Here is a 22,617-nt window from a genome sequence, read left to right on the forward strand (position 1 = left end):
GGCCGGTCCGCCGCCCGCCGCTCAGCGGGCGGGTGTGCGCAGCCGGTGCAGGCGCAACGCGAGCTGCACCTCCAGCGCCCGCTCCGGCCGCTGCCAGTCCGCGCCGAGCAGGTGACCGACCCGCTCCAGCCGCTGGGTGACCGTGTTGACGTGCACGTGCAGCTGTTCGGCGGCCCGGGCCAGGCTGCCGCCCACCCCGAAGTACGCCTCCAGCGTCTTCACCAGCGCGGTGCCCCGCCGGGCGTCGTAGTCCAGCACCGGTCCCACAGTGGTGGCGAGGAACCGCGCCACGTCCCGGTCCCCGGCGTCACCGACCGCGCCCAGCAGCAGCCCGACGAAACCCAGCTCGGTGGTGCTCGCTCCCTGCCCGGCCCGGCCCAGCGCACCCAGCGCGGACAGGCAGCGCTCCGCCTCGGCGAACGTGACCGCGAGCGACGCCGGGCCGGTGGACGGCCCGCTCGCCCCGGCGGTCACCGGGCGGCCGGTCACCCGGGACAGATCCCGGGCCACCGCGCGGGCCGCGCCGCCCGCGTCCCGGCCGGGCAGCATCAGCACCACCCGCCCGTCACGCGCCGCGGCCAGGCCACCCCGGGTCGAGGCGTACGTGGTGGCCCAGGACAGCACCCGCTGCCGGGCCGAGCCGGTCTCGGCGAACGCGTCGTCACCGACCGCCACCAGCACGTGCGGCGCGTCCAGGTCCACCCCGATGCGGCGGGCCCGAGCCCGGAGCGCGTCGGCGTCGCGCAGCGGGCGGGCGATCAGGTCGTCCAGCAGCTCACCGCGGACCCGTCCCTCCGCCTCGGCCACGGTCCGGCGGAACAGCAGCAGCAACGCGGTCACCAGCGCGGCCCGCTCCAGGATGCGCTGGTCGGCGTCGACCAGCTCGTCGTCCGGGCGCAGCACCAGCGCGCCCAGGTTCTCCGCGCCGGCCACCACCGCGGCGTACCAGAGCGGACCCCGGCGCACGCTGCGCCCCTCGGTACGGGACGCGGCCACCGCCTCCACGATGTCCGCCCGGTCCGGCTCCTCGATCTCACCGACCCGGGCCAGCCGACGGCCCTCGGCGTCCAGCGCCAGCAGCGCGCCGCCGAGCACCTCGGTGACCGCCGCCGCCACGTCCTCCATCCCACCGCCGCGTACCACCAGCGCGGTCATCCGGTCGTGCGCCGCGGCGGCGCGCTCCACCGAGCTGCTGTGCGCCCGGATGGTGCTGTTCGCCGCCGACAGCTCCGCCAGCGCCGCCCGGGTCTCGGCGAGCAGCCGCGCGGTGTCGATCGCCACCGCCGCGTGCGCCGCCAGCGACACCAGCAGCGACACCTCCTCGCGGGCGAACGGCCGGGCCGAGCGGTTGGCCGCGTACAGCACGCCGATCACGCTGGACCCGAGCCGCAGCGGCACGCCGAGGATGGCCACCAGGCCCTCCTCGCCCACGCCGCCGTCGATCTCCCCGGTGTGCCGGAACCGCTCGTCCTCCTGGTAGTTCGAGGTGACGTACGGCGTGCCGGTCTGCGCGACCAGCCCGCCCAGCCCGTCGCCCAGCTCCAGCCGCAGCCGCTGGAACCGGGCCGAGATCGAGCCGTCGGTGACCCGCATGTACGTGTCGCCGCGCTCGTCGTCGTTGAGCGTCATGTACGCCACGTCGGTGCCGAGCAGGATCCGCGCCCGGTGCACGATCGCCCGCAGCACGTCGTCCAGGTCGCGCAGCCCGGCCAGGTCGCTCGCGGTGTCGTACAGGCCGGACAGCTCGGTCTCCCGGCGCCGGCGGCGGGCCAGCAGCGCCCGTACCCGCAGCGCCACCACCTTCGCCTGCTCCAGCTCGGCGAGCCGTTCGGCGGGCAGGCCGGCGGCGCGCGCGGCCACCAGCGGGCCCTCGAACTCGACCGCGGCGGCCTCGCGCGCCAGCAGCTCCAGGAACTCCACCGGCGACGACATGACCGACATTGTGCGCGGGCCCACTAGTTCGCCGTCCAGCCCCCGTCGAGGGCGATCGAGGTGCCGGTGAGGAACGCGGCGGGCGGGGAGCACAGGTACGCCACCAGTTCGGCCACCTCGTCCGGCTCGATCAGCCGCTTGATCGCCGCCCGGGCCAGCATGATCTTCTCGACCACCTCGTCCTCGCCGATGCCGTGGGTGGCCGCCTGGTCGGCGATCTGGCTCTCCACCAGCGCGGTGCGCACGTACGCCGGGTTGATGCAGTTGGCCGTGACGCCGTGCGCGGCGCCCTCCAGCGCGACCACCTTGGACAGGCCCTCCAGCGCGTGCTTGGCCGAGACGTACGCGGCCTTGAACGGCGAGGCGCGCAGCCCGTGCACCGAGGAGATGTTCACGATCCGGCCCCAGCCGTTCGCGTACATCCGGGGCAGCGCGCGGCGGATCAGCAGGAACGGCGCCTCCACCATCACCCGCTGGATGTACTCGAAGCGCTCCACCGGGAAGTCCTGCACCGGCGCGACGTGCTGCAGCCCGGCGTTGTTGACCACGATGTCGGCGTCGACGCCGAGCCGGTCCACCGCCGCCGGGTCGGCCAGGTCGATCCCGACCGCCCGGCCGCCGGCCTCGGCGGCCACCGCCTCGGCCGCCGTCACGTCGCGGTCCAGCACCACGACCGTCGCGCCGGCCGCCGCCAGGCGCAGGGCACAGGCCCGTCCGATGCCGCCGCCACCACCTGTGACCAGCGCGGTGCGACCGGTCAGGTCGACGTGTACGACGTGGGGGACCGCCACGGGTTCTGCCGTCATGGCGCATGAACGTACGAGCCGGTTGCCCCCTGGCACATGGGGCGGCGACACATACTCCACCGCCCGCCTGTGTGGTGCGCCGCGTCACCGCCCGCACCCGGCGTGTCCGGCGGTCCCGGCGTCGGCGGGCACCAGTAGGGTGTGTCGAACACACGTACTGCTGGCGGCTCGGGGAGGAGGCGGCGTGCGCGTGCTGGGCGTCGACCCGGGGCTGACCCGGTGCGGGGTCGGCGTGGTCGAGGGCGTGCCGGGGCGCCCCTGCACGCTCGTGGCCTACTACGTGGTCTACACCGACCCGGAGGACGACCTCGCGCTGCGCCTGCTGCACCTGGACCGCTCGCTCACCGACCTGGTCGCCGAGCACCGGCCGGACGCGGTCGCGGTGGAGCGTGTGTTCAGCCAGCACAACGTCCGCACCGTGATGGGCACCGCGCAGGCCAGCGGTGTCGCGGTGCTCGCCGGGGCCCGGGCCGGGTTGCCGGTGACGACCTACACGCCGAGCGAGGTCAAGGCCGCGGTGACCGGCTCGGGGCAGGCGGACAAGAAACAGATGACCACCATGGTCACCCGGTTGCTGCGGCTGCCCGAGCCGCCGAAGCCGGCCGACGCCGCCGACGCGCTGGCGCTGGCCATCTGTCACGTGTGGCGCGGCGGCACCCGGTCCAAGCTGGCCGAGGCCGCGCGACGGGCCCGACGAGGAGGGACGCGATGATCGCGAGCGTACGCGGCACGGTGACCGCCACCGGCCCGGATCACGCGGTGGTGGAGGTGGGCGGCATCGGCCTGGCCGTGCAGTGCGCCCCCGGCACGATCGCCGACCTGCGCGTCGGCCAGCCCGCCCGGCTCGCCACCAGCCTTGTCGTCCGGGAGGACTCGCTCACCCTCTACGGCTTCGCCGACGACGACGCCAAGCAGTTGTTCGAGCTGCTCCAGACCGCCAGCGGGGTCGGTCCCCGGCTGGCCCAGGCGGTGCTCGCCGTGCACACGCCGGACGCGGTCCGCAAGGCCATCGCCAACGCCGACACCGCGGCGCTGACCCGGGTGCCGGGCATCGGCAAGAAGGGCGCCGAGCGGCTGGTGCTGGAACTGCGCGACCGGGTCGGCCCGGTGCCGGTTGGTGCCGACGGCGCGGCCGGGGTGACCGCGGGCGCCTGGCCGGAGCAGGTCCGCCAGGCCCTCGTCGGCCTCGGCTGGACGGCGGGTCAGGCCGAGCAGGCGGTGGCCGCGGTGGCGGAGACCGTCGACGGCGACACCCCGCCGGTGCCGGTGCTGCTCAAGCAGGCGATCCGCCTCCTGGGCCGCACCCGATGACCGGGGAGAACCTGGTCTCGGCGTACGTCGACGACGCCGAGCGCGACGCGGAGGCGAGCGTCCGGCCGAAGCGGCTGGCCGAGTTCATCGCCCAGGACCGCGTCCGGGACCAGCTCGACCTGCTGTTGCAGGGCGCGATGCGGCGCGGCTCGCCGCCGGACCACATCCTGCTCTCCGGTCCGCCCGGCCTCGGCAAGACCAGCCTGGCCAACATCGTCGCCGCCGAGCTGGGTACCGGGATCCGGGTGACCAGCGGCCCGGCCATCGAGCGTTCGGGCGACCTGGCCGCGATCCTGACCGGCCTCGCCGAGGGCGACGTGCTGTTCATCGACGAGATCCACCGGATCGCCAAGCCAGCCGAGGAACTGCTCTACAGCGCCATGGAGGACTTCCGCGTCGACGTGGTCGTCGGCAAGGGCCCGGGTGCCACGGCCATCCCGCTCGACGTGGAGCCGTTCACGCTCGTCGGCGCCACCACCCGCTCCGGCCTGCTGACCGGCCCGATGCGCGACCGGTTCGGCTTCGTCGCGCACCTCGACTTCTACGCGCCGGCCGACCTGGAGACGCTGCTGCACCGGTCGGCCCGGATCCTCGGCGTGCCGATCACCGCCGACGGCGCGGCGGAGGTCGCCGGCCGGTCCCGGGGCACCCCGCGTATCGCCAACCGGCTGCTGCGCCGGGTCCGCGACTACGCCGAGGTCCGCGCCGACGGCGTGGTCACGCTGGAGACCGCTCGGGCCGCGCTGACCGTCTACGACGTGGACGCGCTCGGCCTGGACCGGCTCGACCGGGCGGTGCTGACCGCGCTCGTCGACTCGTTCCGGGGCGGCCCGGTGGGCCTGTCCACGCTCGCCGTGGCGGTGGGCGAGCAGCCGGACACGGTCGAGGAGGTCTGCGAGCCGTTCCTGGTCCGGGCCGGCCTGCTGGCCCGGACGCCCCGCGGGCGGGTGGCGACCGAGGCCGCCTGGCGCCATCTGGGCCGTACGCCCCCGAATGGTACATTTGGTGCGGATGCCCCACCGGGGCCCGATCTGTTCTCGGTGCAGACCGATCAGCCGTGATCCGTTCGTGATCTGTGCCGCATTCGGTCTTCTCAGGAGCAGGGACTAGACTTCGCCGCGGTTTGTACAGGACGTGAGAATCCGCTTCCACTGCGGCGCCCTCCGGCGCCGGGGCGGACGCCAACCGGAAGGTCTACACCGTGCTTTACGCAGCAGCGAGTGGCGGGGGAGCCGGCAGCCTGACGCCGATCCTCATGATCGCTCTGCTTTTCGTCGTCATGTACTTCATGATGATCCGTCCGCAGCAGAAGCGCCGCCGCGAGGCCGAGCAGATGCAGGCCGCCCTCTCCCCGGGCGACGAGGTGGTCACCATCGGCGGCCTGCACGGCACGGTCACCGCGGTCGAGGACGAGACGGTCCTGCTCGAGGTCGCCCCGGGCGTGCAGACCCGGTACGCCCGCCCCGCCGTCGCGCGGGTGATCAAGCGCGCCGAGGCGCCGGCGGCCGAGACGATCACCGAGGAAGCCGAGCCGGTCAAGGAGTGACCACCCGTCCCGGACGGGGCAGCGGATTCATCCGTACAAGTGGATAGTTGGGGTCGGCGCGCGGCGCCGGCATCCGGCCGGGCCGTGCGGCGCCCCCGCGCCGCGCACCAGCCGGCGTGCCGTCCTCCGGTGCCGACCCGCCGGAGCAGTCGGGCGGACACCCCCGGCCCGACAGTTGTCGCCGCCGTGGAAGCGGCGCGACCGTACAGGGAGACAGGACAGCCGTGGCACCACCTCAGGGACAGATGCGGCCCGGGCGGCAGCTCGCCGTGCTCGGGCTCATCTTCGTCGTCCTCTATCTATTGGTGTTCTTCTCGGGCGGCGCCAGCGGTGGCTGGAAGGACCGGCTGGAGCCCCGGCTCGGCCTGGACCTCGTCGGCGGCACCCGGCTGACGCTCGAGGCCACCAACACGGTGGACGGCAAGCCCCCGACCGCCGACAACCTCGAGGAGGCCCGTCAGATCATCGAGAGCCGGGTCAACGCCTACGGCGTGGCCGAGGCCGAGGTGGTCACCGAGGGCAACCGCAACATCGTCATCTCCCTGCCCGGCCAGAACCGCGACCTGACCGATGTCGGTGAGGCCGCCGAGCTGCGCTTCCGCAAGGTGCTCAAGGCCACCGACGGCAGCGGTGCCGCCGCCGCGCCCGCGCCGGTCCCGAGCGCGACCCCGTCCGGTGCCGCCAGCCCGACGCCGTCGGGCAGCGCGTCGCCGAAGGCGAGCGCCAGCCCCAAGGTGAGCGGCTCGCCGAGCGCCGGCGGCCAGGGCGGCATGGCCCCGGCCTCCCCGTCGGCGACGCCGAGCGCCGCCGCCCCGAGCGCGAGCCCGAGCGCCGCCGCGCCGAGCCCGAGCGCCAGCGCCGAGCCGGTGCCGCAGAGCATCGAACAGCAGCGCAAGGCCGTCGAGCAGAAGGTCGGCGCGGCCGCCTGGGCCGCCGCCTCCGGTCTCCAGGCTCCGGCGGACCTGACCACCGACCCGTCGCTGGCCGACAAGCTCAAGCCGTTCGGCACGCTCACCCCGCAGGAGATCGCCGTCCTGCCGGTGGAGATGCAGTTCAATGTCCCGACCATCACCTGCGCCCAGCTCGACGCGCGGCCCGCCGCCTCGATCAAGGACGAGAAGCAGAAGGCGGTCGCCTGCGAGTCCGGCGCGAAGTACCTGCTGGACGTGGCGAAGGTGCTCGGCACCGACGTCAAGAACGCCTCCGCCCAGCTCGACCAGACCAGCTCCTGGGTGGTCAGCCTGAACTTCACCGGCAGCGGCCAGGAGAAGTGGACCGCGCTGACCCGCGAGGCCTTCACCAACGAGGGCCAGGCCTGCGACCAGACCGCGCTCGGCCAGGACGGCAAGTGCCGGGTCGCCGTGGTGCTGGACAACGAGATCGTCTCGTCCCCGGAGATCCAGGGCGTGCTGACCGGTGACTCGCAGATCACCGGCAGCTTCGACAACAAGGCCGCCAACGCGCTCGCCAGCCAGCTGCGCTACGGCGCGCTGCCGGTGACGTTCGAGCCGCAGGAGCAGCAGAACGTCACCGCGACGCTCGGCGACAGCCACCTCAAGGCGGGTCTGCTGGCCGCCGGCATCGGCATGCTGCTGGTCATCATCTACTCGTTCTTCTACTACCGGCTGCTCGGCTCGGTCATCTTCCTGAGCCTGGTGCTCTCCGCGCTGCTGGTGTTCGGCGCGCTGGTGGTGCTCGGCCGGTCGATCGGCTTCACGCTCACGCTCGCCGGCATCGCCGGCATGATCGTCTCGCTGGGCGTCGCGGCGGACTCGTTCGTCATCTACTTCGAACGATTGAAGGACGAGATCCGCGAGGGCCGCAGTCCACGCAGCGCGGTGCCGCGCGCCTGGATCCGGGCCCGCCGGACGATCATCTCGGCGAACGCCATCACGCTGATGTCGGCGGTGGTGCTCTACATCGTGTCCGTCGGCGCGGTGAAGGGCTTCGCCTTCGCGCTCGGCCTGGCCACCGTGCTCGACCTGGTCGTCGTGTTCCTCTTCCGCCACCCGATCATGACGATGTTCGCCCGGACCCGGGCGTTCCTGTCGCCGCGGGTCAGCGGTCTGGGCCGGGCACTGCCGGCCCGGTCGGCCGAGCCGGGCACCGCCCGCAACCCGCGTGTGAAGGAGGCCTGAGATGGCTAAGAGCGGTCTGGCCGCCCGGCTCTACCGGGGCGAGGCTGATCTCAACATCGTCGGGCGGCGCAAGCTGTGGTTCGGCGTGGCCGGCGTGCTCATGCTGATCGCCGTGCTGAGCTTCGCGATCAGCGGCTTCAAGCTGGGCATCGAGTTCGCGGGCGGCAACTCGTTCCAGGTGCCGGCCAGCGTCGGCACCCTGGACCGCGCCGAGCAGGTCGTCGACGAGGTGCTGGCCGACGAGGCGCCCGGCGTCGAGGTGGTCAGCGCGCAGAAGGTCGGCGGCACCAGCGGCGAGTTCTACGAGATGCGGACCGGCCAGCTCTCCGCGGAGCAGGCCAACGCGGCCAAGACCGCGATGGCGCAGGAGTTCGGCATCCAGGCCGACCAGATCAGCGGCAGCCAGGTCTCCGAGGCCTGGGGCAGCCAGGTCACCTCGCGCGCCTTCCTCGGTCTGGTGATCTTCATCGCGGTGGTGTCGATCTACCTCGTGCTGCGCTTCGAGTGGCGGATGGCGGTCGCCGCGATCGTCTCGCTGCTGACCAACCTGGTCCTCACCGCGGGCATCTACTCGCTGGTCGGCTTCGAGGTCACCCCGTCGACGATCATCGGCTTCCTCACGATCCTGGGCTTCGCGCTCTACGACGTGGTGGTGGTCTTCGACAAGGTGCAGGAGAACACACGCGGCATCACCGCGAACAACAACGTCACCTACGGCGAGGCGTCCAACCTGGCGCTCAACCAGAGCCTCATGCGGTCGCTGAACACCTCGGTCGTGGCGCTGCTGCCGGTCGGCGGTCTGCTCTTCATCGGCGCCGGCCTGCTCGGCGCGGGCACGCTGAAGGACCTCGGCCTGGTGCTGTTCGTCGGTATGGCGGTGGCGTTCCTGACCTCGATCCTGCTGGCCACGCCGCTGCTGGTGCTGCTGAAGAACATGGACCCGCGGATCAGCGCGCACAACAAGCGCGTGCTGTCCCGCCGGGCCGCGATCGCCAAGGGCGAGATCACGCCGAAGGGCCGGCCGGCCACCGCGCCGGCCGCCGACGCGCCGATCGACCCGGAGGCGGCCGCGCTGGCCGGCGCCGCACCCAAGGTGGGTGCCCGGCCCGCGGGCAAGCGCCCCAGTGGCGCCCGCGGCGGCCGTCCCGCCGGGGGCGGCGGCAACCGGCCCGGCGGCAAGCGCCGCTGACCGCAGGGCCGGACGGAATCGGTCCGACGGCGTCCGTCATGCTGTTGTCACGGCATGACGGACGCCGTCGTCGTTTCGAGAGGACATGGGACGCACCGTGACGGAGACCCACACCACAGGGGTACGGGGAGACAGCGGCCCGGAGGTCGCCCAGCTCGTCGCCAGCCGGCTGCTGGACGTGCCGGACTTCCCCAAGCCGGGTGTCGTGTTCAAGGATCTGATGCCCCTGTTCGCCGACGGTGAGGCGTTCCGGGCGGTGATCGACGGGATCATCGCGTACCACGGGCCGGACTCGTTCGACACCGTCGCCGGCATCGAGGCGCGCGGGTTCGTGCTGGCGGCGGCGGTCGCGTACGCCACCGGCGTGGGCGTGGTGCCGGTGCGCAAGGCCGGCAAGCTGCCCCGGGCCACGCACTCCGCCTCTTACGCCTTGGAGTACGGCGAGGCGACGCTGGAGGTGCACCAGGACGCCTTCACCGCGGGGCACCGGGTGCTGGTGCTCGACGACGTGCTCGCCACCGGCGGCACTGCCGAGGCGACGCTCGACCTGGTGGAACGCGCCGGCGGAACGGTCGCCGGCTTCACCGTGCTGCTGGAACTGGGCTTCCTGGAGGGCCGTAAGCGGCTGGCCCAGCGTCCGGTCCATGCCCTGTTGACCGTTTGACCAGGCCGCGCCCGTCGGGCCGGTCGGCGCCGACCGTCCGGGGGAGCGGTGGCGTACCCTGCGTACGGGTAGCATTGCCCTTTGCCCGCCCCGGCCGAGCTGTCCGGGGCGGCGAAGGCGCCGGGGCCCGGCCCCGGTGACCGCGTGGAACAAGACCGGCCTCCGGGCCGGTTGAACCAGACGTCGGCCGGACGGCCGGCGCACCCCGGCGAGCGGTGAGGAGGCCGGTGTCCCACGATGTCGTCCCTCCGGTGGAGGGCACGGTGCACCCGACAGGCGACGCGGACGGCTCGGTGACCGAGCGCAGCGGCAACCCGCCGGCCCGGGCGACCGGCGCCACCGGCGGCGCGTCCGACGCGACGGCCGACGGCGGGGCGGTCGTGGTGCCGTTCCCCACCGAGGGTTCCACCGAATCCACGCCCGGCAGCGGCTTCGCCCTCTCCAACGCGCCGACCGGCCGGCGGGTACGCGCCCGGCTGGCCCGGTTCAACGCGCCCTGGCAGACCTCGCAGGTCAGCGAGGTGCTGGAGCCGCTGATCGCGACGCACCGGGAGAACCACCCCAAGGCCGACGCGCGGCTGCTCCAGCGCGCCTTCGACACGGCCGCGCGGTGGCACTCGGGGCAGTACCGCAAGTCCGGCGACCCCTACATCACGCACCCGCTCGCCGTGGCGACCATCCTGGCGAACCTGGGCATGGACACCACCACGCTGGTCGCGGCGCTGCTGCACGACACCATCGAGGACACCGAGTACACGCTCGACGCGATGCGCGCCGACTTCGGCGGTGAGGTCGCGCTGCTCGTCGACGGCGTCACCAAGCTCGACAAGGTCAAGCTCGGCGACGCGGCCAAGGCCGAGACCATCCGCAAGATGGTCGTCGCGATGGCGAAGGATCCGCGGGTCCTGGTGATCAAGCTGGCCGACCGGCTGCACAACATGCGGACCCTCACCTTCCTGCCCCGCCCGAAGCAGGAGCAGAAGGCCAAGGAGACGCTGGAGATCCTGGCCCCGCTGGCGCACCGCCTCGGTATGAACACGATCAAGTGGGAGCTGGAGGATCTGGCCTTCGGCACGCTGTTCCCGAAGCGGTTCGAGGAGATCAACCGGCTGATCGGGGAGCACCAGCCGCAGCGCGAGGCGCTGCTGCGTCAGGTGACGCAGAAGGTGTCCACCGACCTGAAGGCCGCCAAGATCAAGGCGGAGACGACAGGCCGGCCGAAGCACCTCTACTCGATCTACCAGAAGATGATCGTGCGGGGGCGCGACTTCAACGACATCTACGACCTGGTGGGTGTGCGGATCCTGGTCGACACGGTTCGTGACTGCTACGCGGCGCTGGGGGTCATCCACGCCAACTGGCAGCCGGTGCCGGGCCGGTTCAAGGACTACATCGCCATGCCCAAGTTCAACATGTACCAGTCGTTGCACACGACTGTCATCGGGCCCACCGGCAAGCCGGTGGAGATGCAGATCCGCACGTACGCGATGCACCGCACCGCCGAGTTCGGCATCGCCGCGCACTGGAAGTACAAGGAGCACAAGGGCACCCCGGTGGTGGGCCCGCCGGCGCACATCGACGAGATGACGTGGCTGCGGCAGCTGCTGGACTGGCAGCGTGAGGCGGCCGACCCGAGCGAGTTCCTGGACGCGCTGCGGTTCGACCTGTCCAGCCAGGAGGTGTACGTCTTCACCCCCAAGGGCGACGTCATCCCGCTGCCGACCGGGTCGACGCCTGTCGACTTCGCGTACGCGGTGCACACCGAGGTCGGGCACAAGTGCATCGGCGCGCGGGTGAACGGCAAGCTGGTGCCGCTGGAGTCGACGCTGTCCAACGGCGACGTGATCGAGATCTTCACGTCGAAGTCCGACACGGCCGGGCCGACGCAGGACTGGCTCGGCTTCGTCAAGAGCCCGCGGGCGCGCACGAAGATCCGCCAGTACTTCAACAAGGAGCGGCGCGAGGAGGCGATCGAGGCCGGTAAGGACGCGATCGTCAAGGCGATGCGCAAGCAGGGCATGCCGTTGCAGCGGATGCTCACCTCGGACGCGCTGATGGCGATCGCCCGGGACCTGCACCTCGCCGACGTGGCCTCGCTGTACGCGGCGGTCGGCGACAGCCAGGTCTCCGCGCAGTCGGTCGTGCAGAAGCTGATGGCCTCCTACGGCGGCGAGGAGGGCGCGGCGGAGGACATCGCCGAGACCGCCGTCGCCACCCGGCCGCCGCGCAGCCGGCAGAGCAGCGCCGACCCGGGCGTGGTGGTCCGCGGCGTCAGTGACGTCTGGATCAAGCTGGCCCGCTGCTGCACGCCCGTACCGCCGGACTCGGTGTTCGGGTTCGTCACCCGCTCCGGCGGGGTCAGCGTGCACCGGGACGACTGCGCCAACGCCGAGGACCTGCGCGCCCAGCCCGAGCGGGTGGTCGAGGTGAGCTGGAAGCTCACGTCCGCCTCCACGTTCCTGGTCGCCATCCAGGTCGAGGCGCTGGACCGGCACAAGCTGCTCGCCGACGTGACGAGGGTGCTGTCCGAGGAGCGGGTCAACATCCTCTCCGCGACTGTCACCACCACCCGCGACCGGGTGGCGGTCAGCCGGTTCAGCTTCGAGATGGCCGACCCGAAGCACCTCGGGCACCTGCTGGCCGCGGTCCGCAAGGTCGACGGCGTGTTCGACGCGTACCGGGTCACCTCCGGGGCCTGAGCCACCACGCACGCGAAAGCGCCCGCCGGCTGCGATCAGCCGGCGGGCGCTTCGTCGTCGTGCGGGTGCGGTCAGCCGCCCTCGACCGGGCTCATCGTCACCTTGGTCATGGTGATCTCCTTCTTCGGGTGACCACCGCCGGCCTGCTTGGCGAACGCGCCGTCGTCACCGGCCGCGGCGACCTGCTTCACCACGTCCATGCCACCGGTGATGGTGCCCAGCACCGTGTAGTTCGGGTCGAGCGGCGAGTCGCCGTAAACGATGAAGAACTGGCTGCCCGTGCTGCCCGGCTGGCCGGAGTTGGCCATCGCGATGACACCCTCCGGGTACGGCGGGCGCTTGTCGGTGGGGAGGTTCTCCTCGGCCAGGTTGTACGACGGGCCGCCGGTGCCGTCGGTGTCCCGCCAGCCCTTGCCGGTGGCGCTCGGGTCGCCGCACTGGAGCACCTTGATGCCCTCGGTGACGAGCCGGTGGCACTTGGTGTTGTCGAAGAAGCCCTTGCTCGCCAGGTGCGTGAAGCTGCCGGCGGTGCAGGGCACCTTGGCGCGGTCGATCTTGGCGGTGATCGGGCCCAGGTTGGTGTCGATGGTCATCGTCTGGGTGCCCTTGCCCGACTGCTGGGCCGGCGGCAGGCCGACGTCCTTGATCTGCGCCGGACGGCCCTCCTTGGGCACCTCCGTGTACGCGCACTGGACGGCCCCGGCGGCGGTGGTGGTGCCCTGCTTGTCGTCGTCGTCGCCGAGCGCGGCGACGAGCCAGACCGTGCCTGCCACGACGAGCACCAGCACCGCCGCGGCCCCGACGATCGCCTGGGTCTGCCGGCGCTTACGGGCCCGGCCGGCCCGTTCCGCCATCTCGCGCTCGAGCTTGGCCCGCGCCGCCGCGCGCTGGCGGTCTCTGGTGGACGTCACGGTCACTCCTCACCTGCTGCGTATGGGTTCGGCACGCGCACCGCCGGGTCCAGCCGACGGCCTGCGGCCTGCTCGCCTGTGTTCTCAGCCCGCGCTGGCGCTGGGCGACGGCGCGGGACTGCCGGCCGGCGCCGCACCGGGCTCGCCGACGGTGACGCTCTGGACCAGCACCTGCGTCTTCGGCTTGACCTTGGCGCCGTTGCCATTGTCCACCGTCGGCATGGCGCCGATCTTCTCCACCACGTCGAGCCCGCCGGTGACCTTGCCGACCACCGAGTAGGCCGGCTTGGCCGGGCTGGCGTCCTTGAAGAAGATCAGGAACTGGCTGCCGTTGCTGCCGGGCGGGTTGCCGATCATGGCGACGGTGCCCTTCGGGTACGTCGCCGGCTGCCCGGGCGCCGGGGAGGCCGAGGGGCTAGGCTCCGCCGCGGCCGGGACGTTCTCGTCGTAGAACGAGTAGGTCGGGCCGCCGAGGCCGGTGCCGGTCGGGTCACCGCAGCGCAGCGCGCCCTCGGCGGTGATCTCGTGGCAGGTGGTGTTGTCGAAGAACGACCGGCCGGCCAGATAGCTCAGGCTCGCCGCGCCGCACGGCGCGTCGGTCTGGTCCAGCTCGACGGTGATCGGCCCACCCTGGTTGGTGGTGATCGTCATCGGGCGCGTGCCGGAGGTGGGCAGGCCGGTGGTGGGCGGCTCGCCGACGTCCTTGAGGTTGGTGTTGACCGCGCCGTCCTGCGCGGTCCAGAGGCAGACGTCGTCGGCGGCCTTCTTCTCCGGCTCGGAGTCGAACGCGCCGAGCGCCCAGGCGGAGCCGGCCACGATCAGCACGAGCACCACCGCGGCGCCCACGCCGGCCCGGATCTGCCGGCGCCGCTTCGCGGCCGCCGCCCGCCGGGCGAGCTGCCGGTCGAGCTTGGCGCGCGCCAGTTTGCGCTGCCGGTCCCTGCTGGAAGCCACGCGCGCTCCCCTTCCTCTGCCTGATCGCCGCCGGCGCCGGGCGCCGTCCGCCGTTCCGATCGGGGTGCGCCACGCCACACGCCCGCCAGAGTGTACGGGTAGCGACTGTGAATGTGGTGTACGAGGTCCCGTCGTCTCGCCCCGGCCGGGGCGGACGGGGCCGGTGGCGGACGGAACTCGCTCGCCGCTACGACTAGGCTGCAAGCAGACGACGACCGGACGGAAAGGGGAGCGACGTGCTCGTGGCCGGCTTTCCCGCGGACGCCTTCGGCACCAACTGCTATGTGGTGGCGACCGGGCCGGGGGAGCAGTGCGTGGTGGTCGACCCCGGCATCGGGGTGCTCGACCGGCTCGACGCCGTGCTCGCCGAGCACCGCCTGCACCCGGCCGCCGTGCTGCTCACCCACGGCCACCTGGACCACACCTTCTCCGTCGCCCCGGTCTGCGGCGCGCGGGGCATCCCCGCCTACGTCCACCCGGACGACCGGGAACTGCTGGCCGACCCGAGCAAGGCGCTGTCGATGGACCTGACCCAGCTGTTCGGCGGCCGGCTGCCGTACGCCGAGCCGGACGACGTGGCCGAGCTGACCGACGGCGCGACGCTGTCGCTGGCCGGGTTGGAGATCACCGTCGACCACGCCCCCGGCCATACCGGCGGGTCGGTGCTGTTCCGGTTGCCCGGCGCCGGCTCGCCCTGGGAGGCGGAGCAGATCTGCCTCTCCGGTGACGTGCTGTTCGCCGGCTCGATCGGCCGCACCGACCTGCCGGGCGGCAGCATGCCCCGGATGCTGTCCAGCCTGCGGGAGAAGGTGCTCCCGCTGGCCGACGACACGGTCGTCCTGCCCGGCCACGGCCCCGCGACCACGATCGGCCGTGAGCGCGCCACCAACCCGTACCTCGTCGAGGTGGCGGGCACCGGCGGCGCGCGCCCGGCCGCGCCCACCCGAGGCCTCTAGACCCTCACCCGCGCCCGCGCGGGTTCTCAAGGAGTTCGTGATGAGCAAGCCCACGCCCATCTCCGGCTTCCCGGAGTGGACCCCTGCCCAGCGGATGATCGAGCAGTTCGTTCTCGATCGCATTCGCACCACGTTCGAGCTGTACGGTTTCGCGCCGCTGGAGACCCGCTCGGTCGAGCCGCTGGACCAGCTCCTGCGCAAGGGGGAGACCTCCAAGGAGGTCTACCTGCTGCGCCGGTTGCAGGCCGACGCCGACGGGCCGGCCGGTGACGACGCGCTCGGCCTGCACTTCGACCTGACCGTGCCGTTCGCCCGCTACGTGCTGGAGAACGCCGGCAAGCTGCAGTTCCCGTTCCGCCGTTACCAGATCCAGAAGGTGTGGCGCGGTGAGCGCCCGCAGGAGGGCCGCTACCGCGAGTTCCTCCAGGCCGACATCGACATCGTCGACCGGGACACGCTGCCGGCCCAGTACGAGGCCGAGATGCCGCTGGTCATCGGCGACGCGCTGCGGTCGTTGCCGATCCCGCCGGTGCGGATCCAGGTCAACAACCGCAAGATCTGCGAGGGCTTCTACCGGGGCATCGGGCTGACCGACGCGGAGGCGGCGCTGCGCGCCGTCGACAAGCTCGACAAGATCGGCCCGGCCGGGGTGACGGAGCTGCTGGCGAGCACCGCCGGGGCGAGCGAGGCGCAGGCCGAGGCCGTGCTGTCGCTGGCCGAGATCTCCGCGCCGGACGCCTCCTTCGCCGACGCGGTGCGTGGCCTCGGGGTGAGCGACCCGCTGCTGGACGAGGGCGTCGCGGAGCTGACCGCCGTGGTGGAGACCGCCGCCGCGCACGCGCCCGGCCTCTGCGTGGCCGACCTGCGCATCGCGCGGGGCCTGGACTACTACACGGGTACGGTCTACGAGACCCAGATGATCGGCTACGAGCGGTTCGGCTCGATCTGCTCCGGCGGCCGGTACGACAACCTGGCCAGCTCCGGCAACGTCAGGTTCCCCGGGGTGGGCATCTCGATCGGGGTGACCCGGATGCTCGGCCTGCTGTTCGGCGCCGAGGCGCTGTCGGTGTCCCGTTCGGTGCCGACCTGCGTGCTGGTGGCGGTCACCGCCGAGGAGGACCGGGCGGCCAGCGACGCGGTCGCGGCGGCGCTGCGTTCGCGCGGTGTGCCGACCGAGGTGTCCCCGTCGGCGGCCAAGTTCGGCAAGCAGATCCGGTACGCCGAGCGGCGCGGCATCCCGTACGTCTGGTTCCCCGGCGCGGACGGCGACGAGGTCAAGGACATCCGTTCCGGCGAGCAGGTGCCGGCCGCGGCGGGGGAGTGGACGCCGCCCCGGGCGGACCTGAAGCCGCTGGTCGGCCCGGCCGGCACTGGCGTCTGACGGCGTTTCGACCTACGGTGGCGTAAGTTACGCCACCGTAGGGAGAACGTCGTGACCGTGCTCAGCCAGACCGCTCTGCTCACCGAACTCGAGCCGGTGGTCGAGAAGAACCTCGACCGCCACCTGTCGCTGGCCAAGGAGTGGTTCCCGCACGAGTACGTGCCGTGGAGCGAGGGCCGCACCTTCGACGGCCCGCTGGGCGGCGAGGCCTGGTCGCCGGAGGACTCGACGCTGCCCGAGGTGGCGCGGACCGCGCTGATCGTCAACCTGCTCACCGAGGACAACCTGCCCTCGTACCACCACGAGATCGCCACCCTGTTCGGGCGCGACGGCGCGTGGGGCACCTGGGTGCACCGGTGGACCGCCGAGGAGGGGCGGCACGGCACGGCGATCCGCGACTACCTCACGGTGACCCGGGCGGTGGATCCGGTGGCGCTGGAGCGGGCCCGCATGGTGCACATGTCGGCCGGCTACCAGAACGTCCACGACCAGGAGATGCTGCACTCGCTGGCGTACGTGTCGTTCCAGGAGCTGGCGACCCGCATCTCGCACCGCAACACGGGCCGGGCCACCGGCGACCCGACGTGCGAGGCGCTGCTGGCCCGGGTGGCCGCGGACGAGAACCTGCACATGGTCTTCTACCGCAACCTGCTCGGCGCGGCGTTCGAGCTGGCGCCCTCGCAGGCGATGCGTGCCGTCGCGGACGTGCTCGCCAACTTCCAGATGCCGGGTGTCGGCATCGACGGCTTCGCCCGCAAGTCGGTGGCGATCGCGCTGGCCGGGATCTACGACCTGCGCCAGCACCGTGACGAGGTGGTGATGCCGGTGCTGCGCCAGTGGAACCTGTTCGACGTGACCGGCCTCAACGCCGACGGCGAGGCCGCCCGCGACCAGATCGCCGCCCACCTGGACACCCTGGAGACCCAGGCGTCCCGCTTCGAGGACCGCCGAGCCGCCCGCGTCGCCGCCACCACGGCCTGAACCCCGCCCTCTCCCGGGCGATCTTGCACTCACGGCCCCCGCATTTGCCGCGAAACCGGCGCCGCGGGGGCCGCAACTGCAAGATCGCCGAGGACGGGCGGGGCGAGGGTGATCAGGGGAGGGGGAAGATCAGGCAGGTCGAGGTGGCGTGGGCTACCAGGCGGTTGGCCGGGTCCGTGAGGCGGGCCTCGGCCAGGGCGGTACGGCGGCCGCGCTGCACCACGGTGCCCTCGCAGCGCAGCGTGCCGGTGTCGACTGTCACCGGGCGCAGGAACTTCACGTTGAGGTCCAGCGACGTGTAGCCGACGCCGGCCGGCAGCGTGGTGTGCACGGCGCACGCCGCGGCGGTGTCAAGCAGTGTGGAGAGGACGCCGCCGTGCACGGTGCCGAGCGGGTTGTAGTGGAACTCCTGCGGCAGCAGCTCGACCGCGACCCGTCCCTCCTCGGCCTCCATCCGGGACATGTCGACGAGGTGCATGATCGGCGGCGCGTCCAGCTCGCCGGCGATCATCGCCCGCATCAGCTCCAGGCCGCTGCGCCGGCCCAGGTGCGCGGCGCCGGCCGCCGGGTCGGACCAGGTGAACGTGCGGGTGCGCTCCTGCGTCTGCGTCATGGACTCAGCCTCGCAGCGCGTTGCTGAGTCTGTCAATCAGACCTAGCCTGTCGGCATGAGACCCGCGGCACTGGACTGGTCGGTGGAGAACTGCACCATCGCGCGTGCCATGGAGATCCTCGGCGAGCGGTGGACCCTCGTCGTGCTCCGCGAGGTCTTCAACGGCGTACGCCGCTTCGACGACATGCGGGTGCGCACCGGCATCCCGCGTCAGGTGCTCACCAACCGGCTCGCCATGCTCGTCGAGCGCGGTGTGCTGCGCCGGGAGCCGTACCGGGAACCGGGCAGCCGGCCGCGCCACGAGTACCGGCTCACCGGGATGGGCCTGGACCTCTGGCCGGTGCTCGTCGCGGTGCTCGGCTGGGGCGACCGCTACCTGGCCGACCCGGAGGGCTCGCCGCTGAGCGTCGCGCACCGCGACTGCGGCGCCGAGGTCCGGGTCGCGTTGCGCTGCGCCGAGGGGCACGAGATCGCCGAGGCGCGCGACGTGCTGCCCCGCCCGGGCCCGGGGGCCCGCCGCCGCGACCCCTGACCGGCTCTGACAGATGGTGTCGATGTTGTTGCTCCGGCGTTACATCGGGCGTCGGTGCGAATCCGGGCAAAGTCATGTCTTGTTTACGATCTTAAATGTGTGAATACTTTGGGCACCCGGGCGGTTTCCCCAGGTCGCCCGGGTTGTCCTCGGGCGCGCCCCCATGACAGCGCCCGTTCACCCCCATTCGGAGGTTGTTACATGCGACCCACGAGGTCCACGCTCCGCCGCGCCGCCGCAGTAGCCGTCGCCGGCACCCTGGTCACCGGCTCGCTGCTCGGCGCACCCGCGCAGGCCGCCCCCACGGCCCTCTCGCCGGACGCCGCCGCCACCCTCGTCGAGAAGCTCGGCGCCCGCGCGGCCGGCACGTACGCCGACGCCAGCGGCAAGATGGTCGTCACGGTGACCGACACCGCCACCGCCCGTCAGGTGCGCGCCGCCGGCGCCATCCCGAAGATCGTGGCGCGCGGCGCGGACAAGCTCAACGCCGCCACCAGCGAGCTGGAGCGCTCCGCGAAGATCCCCGGCACCGCCTGGTGGACCGACCCGGCCACGAACCAGGTCGTCGTCTCCGTCGACAGCACCGTCACCGGCGCCAAGCTGGAGCGGGTCAAGGCCGCCGCCGCCCGGCACAACGGCGCGATCCGCATCGAGGCCGAGGCCGGCGTGCTGAGCACCCGGATCTCCGGCGGCCAGGCGATCTACGCCGGCGGCGGTGGCCGCTGCTCGCTCGGGTTCAACGTCCGCAGCGGCTCGACCTACTACTTCCTCACCGCGGGCCACTGCACCAACATCTCGTCGAGCTGGTACAGCAACTCCGCGCAGACCAGCCTGCTCGGCACCCGGGCCGGCACCAGCTTCCCGGGCAACGACTACGGCATCGTCCGGCACAGCAACTCGGCCAACGCGGCCGGCAACGTGTCGCTGTACAACGGCAGCTTCCAGGACATCACCTCGGCGGGCAACGCGTACGTCGGCCAGTCCGTCCGTCGTTCCGGCAGCACCACCGGCCTGCGCAGCGGCAGCGTCAGCGCGCTGAACGCGACCGTGAACTACGCCGAGGGCAGCGTCTCCGGCCTCATCCGCACCAACGTCTGCGCCGAGCCGGGCGACAGCGGCGGCTCGCTGTTCGCCGGCACCGTCGCGCTCGGCCTCACCTCCGGTGGTAGCGGCAACTGCCGTACCGGTGGCACCACCTACTTCCAGCCGGTCACCGAGGCCCTCAGCCGCTACGGCGTGAGCGTCTTCTGATCCACGCACCGCTGTGAACGGGCCGCCGGGAGACCGGCGGCCCGTTCCGCGTACCCATCAGGTGCCTGCCCCGAGACGGCCCGGACCGACCGGCGGGCCGTCCGGGCGCGGCGGCTCCGCCGGCCGGGCCGTCCAGTGCCGGTGGGCCCGCCGCGCGGACAGCACCGCGGCCAGCGGCCAGAGTGTCACCGCGAGCGCGGCCACCCGCTCGGCCAGCCCGGTCCGGGAGCCGCCGGTCACCTCGGCCACCGACCAGCCGAACAACGCCAGCAACACGGCTGTCACGGCCAGCGCCACCGGCCGGCGGAACGCCCACGGCGGCCGGCCCGCCGGGGAGGCGGCCACCTCGCGCGGCACCCTGCGGGGCAGGCGCAGCGCCGTACCGGCCGGCCACAGCGACAGCGCGAGCACCGCCACGGTGGCCACCACGCCGTGCGCCGGGGAGCCACCCACCTGCGGCCGGGGGAACGCGATGAGCGCGACGGTGGACACCCCGCCGACCGCCAGCAGGAAGCGGCTGGGCAGCCCGGCGGCGTGCAGCGCGGCGGCGGTGGCGCAGTAGCAGCAGCCGAGCAGCACCAGTGCGCCGCCCATCAGCCACGGATCGGTGGCACCCTCGCCGGCCAGCTCGCTGATCGTGTCCCGTACCGGGTCGTACCCCGGGCCCTGGCGGGCGCCCGCCACCGTCCAGCCCGCCACCAGCAGCGCGGGCGCGGCGGCCGCGGTGGCCACGGCCCAGCTCGGTACGGCACGCACCCGGTCACGGTAACCGCCGGTGACGCCCTCCACCGGGGTTTGTCGCGCTCCGGGAGAGACCCGGCTCGACGGGTGCCCGGGAGCGGGCCCGCCCGCCCTGACAGAATGCGGGGGAGCAGTGAGTGGACCAGATTGAGGAGACGCCAGCCGTGATCCGTACCCACAATGCCGGAAGCCTGCGCGCCGCGGACGCCGGCTCGACGGTGACGCTCGCCGGGTGGGTGGCCCGCCGGCGCGACCACGGCGGTGTCATCTTCGTCGACCTGCGCGACGCCTCCGGCGTCGTGCAGGTGGTCTTCCGCGAGGAGGACGCGCACGCGCTGCGCAACGAGTTCTGCGTCAAGGTCACCGGCGAGGTGACCCGCCGTCCGGAGGGCAACGAGAACCCGGACCTGCCCACCGGCGAGGTCGAGGTGACCGCGTCCGAGCTGGAGGTGCTCTCCGAGGCCGCCCCGCTGCCGCTGCCGGTGGACGACCAGATCGAGGCCGGCGACGACATCCGGCTCAAGTACCGCTACCTGGACCTGCGCCGGGGCGGCCCGGCCAAGGCCATGCGGCTGCGCTCGCGGGCCAACCAGATCGCCCGCGGCGTGCTGCACGAGCGGGACTTCCTGGAGATCGAGACGCCGACGCTGACCCGCTCCACCCCGGAGGGCGCCCGCGACTTCCTGGTGCCGGTGCGGCTTCAGCCGGGTAGCTGGTACGCGCTGCCGCAGTCGCCGCAGCTGTTCAAGCAGCTACTGATGGTCGGCGGCATGGAGCGGTACTACCAGATCGCCCGCTGCTACCGCGACGAGGACTTCCGCGCCGACCGGCAGCCGGAGTTCACCCAGCTCGACATCGAGATGTCGTTCGTCACCGAGGACGACGTGATCGACCTCGGCGAGGCGATCGTGTCCGCGCTGTGGAAGGACCTCGCCGGCTACGAGATCGCCCGGCCGATCCCGCGCATCACCTGGCACGACGCCATGTCCCGGTACGGCTCGGACAAGCCGGACCTGCGCTACGGCGTGGAGCTGACCGAGCTGACCGACTACCTGCGCGGCACCGAGTTCCGGGTGTTCGCCGGCGCGATCGACGCGGGCGGCTACGTCGGCGCGGTGGTCATGCCCGGCGGCGCGTCGCAGACCCGCAAGGAGCTGGACGGCTGGCAGGACTGGGCCAAGGCGCGCGGCGCGCGCGGCCTGGCGTACGTGGTGCTGGACGCCGAGACCGGCGAGCCGCGCGGCCCGGTGGCGAAGAACCTGTCCGAGGCGCACCTGTCCGGCCTGGCCGACGCGGTCGGCGCGAAGCCCGGCGACGCGATCTTCTTCGCCGCGAGCACGAACACCCGCGAGGCGCAGGAGCTGCTCGGCGCGGCCCGGATCGAGATCGCCAAGCGGGCGAACCTGATCGACGAGAGCGCCTGGGCGTTCTGCTGGGTGGTCGACGCGCCCATGTTCGAGAAGACGGACGAGGGTGGCTGGACCGCCGTGCACCACCCGTTCACCTCGCCGAACGCCGAGTGGGTGGACCGGTTCGAGGAGGCACCGGACCGGGCGCTGGCCTACGCGTACGACATCGTCTGCAACGGCAACGAGATCGGCGGCGGCTCGATCCGTATCCACCGCGGTGACGTGCAGCAGCGGGTGTTCGACCTGCTCGGCATCACCGCCGACGAGGCGCAGGACAAGTTCGGCTTCCTGCTGGAGGCGTTCAAGTACGGCGCCCCGCCGCACGGCGGCATCGCGTTCGGCTGGGACCGGGTCTGCATGCTGCTGGCCGGCGCGGACTCGATCCGCGAGGTCATCGCGTTCCCGAAGACCCGGGGCGGCTTCGACCCGCTGACCGGCGCACCCACCCCGATCACCGGGCAGCAGCGCGCCGAGGCCGGCATCGACGCCAAGCCGAAGGCGCCGACCGGTCCGCACGCCGGCACCGCCGGCCCGGCCGCCCCGGTGGCCGACCCCACCTGATCCTCGCCTCGCCGAAAGGCCCGCGTCATGATGACGCGGGCC

The 22,617-nt window shown here is 72.8% G+C and carries 20 protein-coding genes; 14 read left to right on the forward strand and 6 right to left on the reverse strand.

Annotated elements, in window-relative coordinates; all coding sequences use genetic code 11:
* Positions 1-21: 21 nt before the first annotated feature.
* Complete coding sequence (locus NMK34_RS12035) at positions 22-1,941, reverse strand: helix-turn-helix domain-containing protein (RefSeq protein ID WP_318333448.1); 1,920 nt, start codon at positions 1,939-1,941, stop codon at positions 22-24.
* A 14-nt stretch (positions 1,942-1,955) separates the two neighbouring features.
* Positions 1,956-2,738 carry a 3-hydroxybutyrate dehydrogenase gene (locus tag NMK34_RS12040; RefSeq protein ID WP_318333449.1) on the reverse strand — a complete coding sequence of 261 codons (783 nt, stop codon included), beginning with the start codon at positions 2,736-2,738 and terminating at the stop codon, positions 1,956-1,958.
* Positions 2,739-2,922: 184 nt separating this feature from the next.
* On the opposite strand from NMK34_RS12040, the gene ruvC reads away from it, so the two are divergent.
* The 8 genes from ruvC (at position 2,923) to NMK34_RS12080 (ending at position 12,285) form a co-directional block, all read left to right on the forward strand.
* Positions 2,923-3,450 (forward strand): crossover junction endodeoxyribonuclease RuvC, encoded by a 528-nt coding sequence (gene ruvC, locus NMK34_RS12045; RefSeq protein WP_318333450.1) that lies wholly within the window; start codon positions 2,923-2,925, stop codon positions 3,448-3,450.
* Entirely contained in the window at positions 3,447-4,049 is a 603-nt protein-coding gene (gene ruvA, locus NMK34_RS12050; RefSeq protein ID WP_318333451.1) for a Holliday junction branch migration protein RuvA, read from the forward strand. Before ruvC ends, ruvA begins: the two co-directional genes overlap by 4 nt.
* Positions 4,046-5,110 (forward strand): Holliday junction branch migration DNA helicase RuvB, encoded by a 1,065-nt coding sequence (gene ruvB / locus NMK34_RS12055; protein ID WP_318333452.1) that lies wholly within the window; start codon positions 4,046-4,048, stop codon positions 5,108-5,110. The genes ruvA and ruvB overlap by 4 nt, the downstream gene beginning before the upstream one ends.
* Positions 5,111-5,250: 140 nt before the next feature.
* Positions 5,251-5,595: a preprotein translocase subunit YajC gene (gene yajC / locus NMK34_RS12060; RefSeq protein ID WP_135239395.1), complete on the forward strand. Its 345-nt coding sequence runs from the start codon at positions 5,251-5,253 to the stop codon at positions 5,593-5,595.
* 224 nt (positions 5,596-5,819) lie between these two features.
* Positions 5,820-7,733, forward strand: coding sequence for a protein translocase subunit SecD (gene secD / locus NMK34_RS12065; protein WP_318333453.1), 1,914 nt, complete (start codon positions 5,820-5,822; stop codon positions 7,731-7,733).
* Position 7,734: 1 nt separating this feature from the next.
* The gene (gene secF / locus NMK34_RS12070; RefSeq protein WP_135239396.1) at positions 7,735-8,922 is read left to right on the forward strand and encodes a protein translocase subunit SecF; all 1,188 of its coding nucleotides are present in this window, start codon (positions 7,735-7,737) and stop codon (positions 8,920-8,922) included.
* 97 nt (positions 8,923-9,019) lie between these two features.
* Complete coding sequence (locus NMK34_RS12075) at positions 9,020-9,586, forward strand: adenine phosphoribosyltransferase (RefSeq protein ID WP_135239397.1); 567 nt, start codon at positions 9,020-9,022, stop codon at positions 9,584-9,586.
* A 227-nt stretch (positions 9,587-9,813) separates the two neighbouring features.
* Positions 9,814-12,285 (forward strand): RelA/SpoT family protein, encoded by a 2,472-nt coding sequence (locus tag NMK34_RS12080; RefSeq protein WP_370585018.1) that lies wholly within the window; start codon positions 9,814-9,816, stop codon positions 12,283-12,285.
* Between the two features lie 71 nt (positions 12,286-12,356).
* Here the strand turns inward: NMK34_RS12080 and NMK34_RS12085 are convergent, their stop codons facing one another.
* Both NMK34_RS12085 and NMK34_RS12090 read right to left on the reverse strand, forming a co-directional pair.
* Positions 12,357-13,196, reverse strand: coding sequence for a peptidylprolyl isomerase (locus tag NMK34_RS12085; RefSeq protein ID WP_318333454.1), 840 nt, complete (start codon positions 13,194-13,196; stop codon positions 12,357-12,359).
* Positions 13,197-13,280: 84 nt separating this feature from the next.
* Positions 13,281-14,150, reverse strand: coding sequence for a peptidylprolyl isomerase (locus NMK34_RS12090; RefSeq protein WP_318333455.1), 870 nt, complete (start codon positions 14,148-14,150; stop codon positions 13,281-13,283).
* A 236-nt stretch (positions 14,151-14,386) separates the two neighbouring features.
* Here NMK34_RS12090 and NMK34_RS12095 point away from each other — a divergent pair, with 236 nt between their 5' ends.
* Genes NMK34_RS12095 through NMK34_RS12105 form a run of 3 tightly spaced genes read left to right on the forward strand, consistent with a single transcriptional unit; the run spans position 14,387 to position 17,468 of the window.
* Entirely contained in the window at positions 14,387-15,106 is a 720-nt protein-coding gene (locus NMK34_RS12095; RefSeq protein ID WP_047892832.1) for an MBL fold metallo-hydrolase, read from the forward strand.
* A gap of 40 nt (positions 15,107-15,146) precedes the next feature.
* Positions 15,147-16,487, forward strand: coding sequence for a histidine--tRNA ligase (gene hisS, locus NMK34_RS12100; protein WP_318333456.1), 1,341 nt, complete (start codon positions 15,147-15,149; stop codon positions 16,485-16,487).
* Positions 16,488-16,538: 51 nt separating this feature from the next.
* Entirely contained in the window at positions 16,539-17,468 is a 930-nt protein-coding gene (locus tag NMK34_RS12105) for an acyl-ACP desaturase (protein ID WP_318333457.1), read from the forward strand.
* Between the two features lie 112 nt (positions 17,469-17,580).
* On the opposite strand, the gene NMK34_RS12110 is transcribed toward NMK34_RS12105, so the two are convergent.
* Positions 17,581-18,081, reverse strand: coding sequence for a PaaI family thioesterase (locus NMK34_RS12110; protein WP_318333458.1), 501 nt, complete (start codon positions 18,079-18,081; stop codon positions 17,581-17,583).
* 55 nt (positions 18,082-18,136) lie between these two features.
* Between NMK34_RS12110 and NMK34_RS12115 the strand changes: the two genes are divergently transcribed.
* Positions 18,137-18,613, forward strand: a complete 477-nt coding sequence (locus tag NMK34_RS12115; protein ID WP_318333459.1) for a helix-turn-helix domain-containing protein — start codon at positions 18,137-18,139, stop codon at positions 18,611-18,613.
* A 201-nt stretch (positions 18,614-18,814) separates the two neighbouring features.
* Positions 18,815-19,864: a S1 family peptidase gene (locus NMK34_RS12120; protein WP_318333460.1), complete on the forward strand. Its 1,050-nt coding sequence runs from the start codon at positions 18,815-18,817 to the stop codon at positions 19,862-19,864.
* 57 nt (positions 19,865-19,921) lie between these two features.
* Here NMK34_RS12120 and NMK34_RS12125 read toward each other — a convergent pair whose 3' ends face one another.
* The gene (locus NMK34_RS12125; protein WP_318333461.1) at positions 19,922-20,620 is read right to left on the reverse strand and encodes a DUF998 domain-containing protein; all 699 of its coding nucleotides are present in this window, start codon (positions 20,618-20,620) and stop codon (positions 19,922-19,924) included.
* 149 nt (positions 20,621-20,769) lie between these two features.
* On the opposite strand from NMK34_RS12125, the gene aspS reads away from it, so the two are divergent.
* Positions 20,770-22,575, forward strand: a complete 1,806-nt coding sequence (aspS, locus tag NMK34_RS12130; RefSeq protein ID WP_318336329.1) for an aspartate--tRNA ligase — start codon at positions 20,770-20,772, stop codon at positions 22,573-22,575.
* The last annotated feature ends 42 nt before the right edge of the window (positions 22,576-22,617 follow it).

The sequence above is a fragment of the Micromonospora sp. BRA006-A genome, assembly GCF_033433935.1.
Lineage (GTDB): Bacteria > Actinomycetota > Actinomycetes > Mycobacteriales > Micromonosporaceae > Micromonospora > Micromonospora aurantiaca.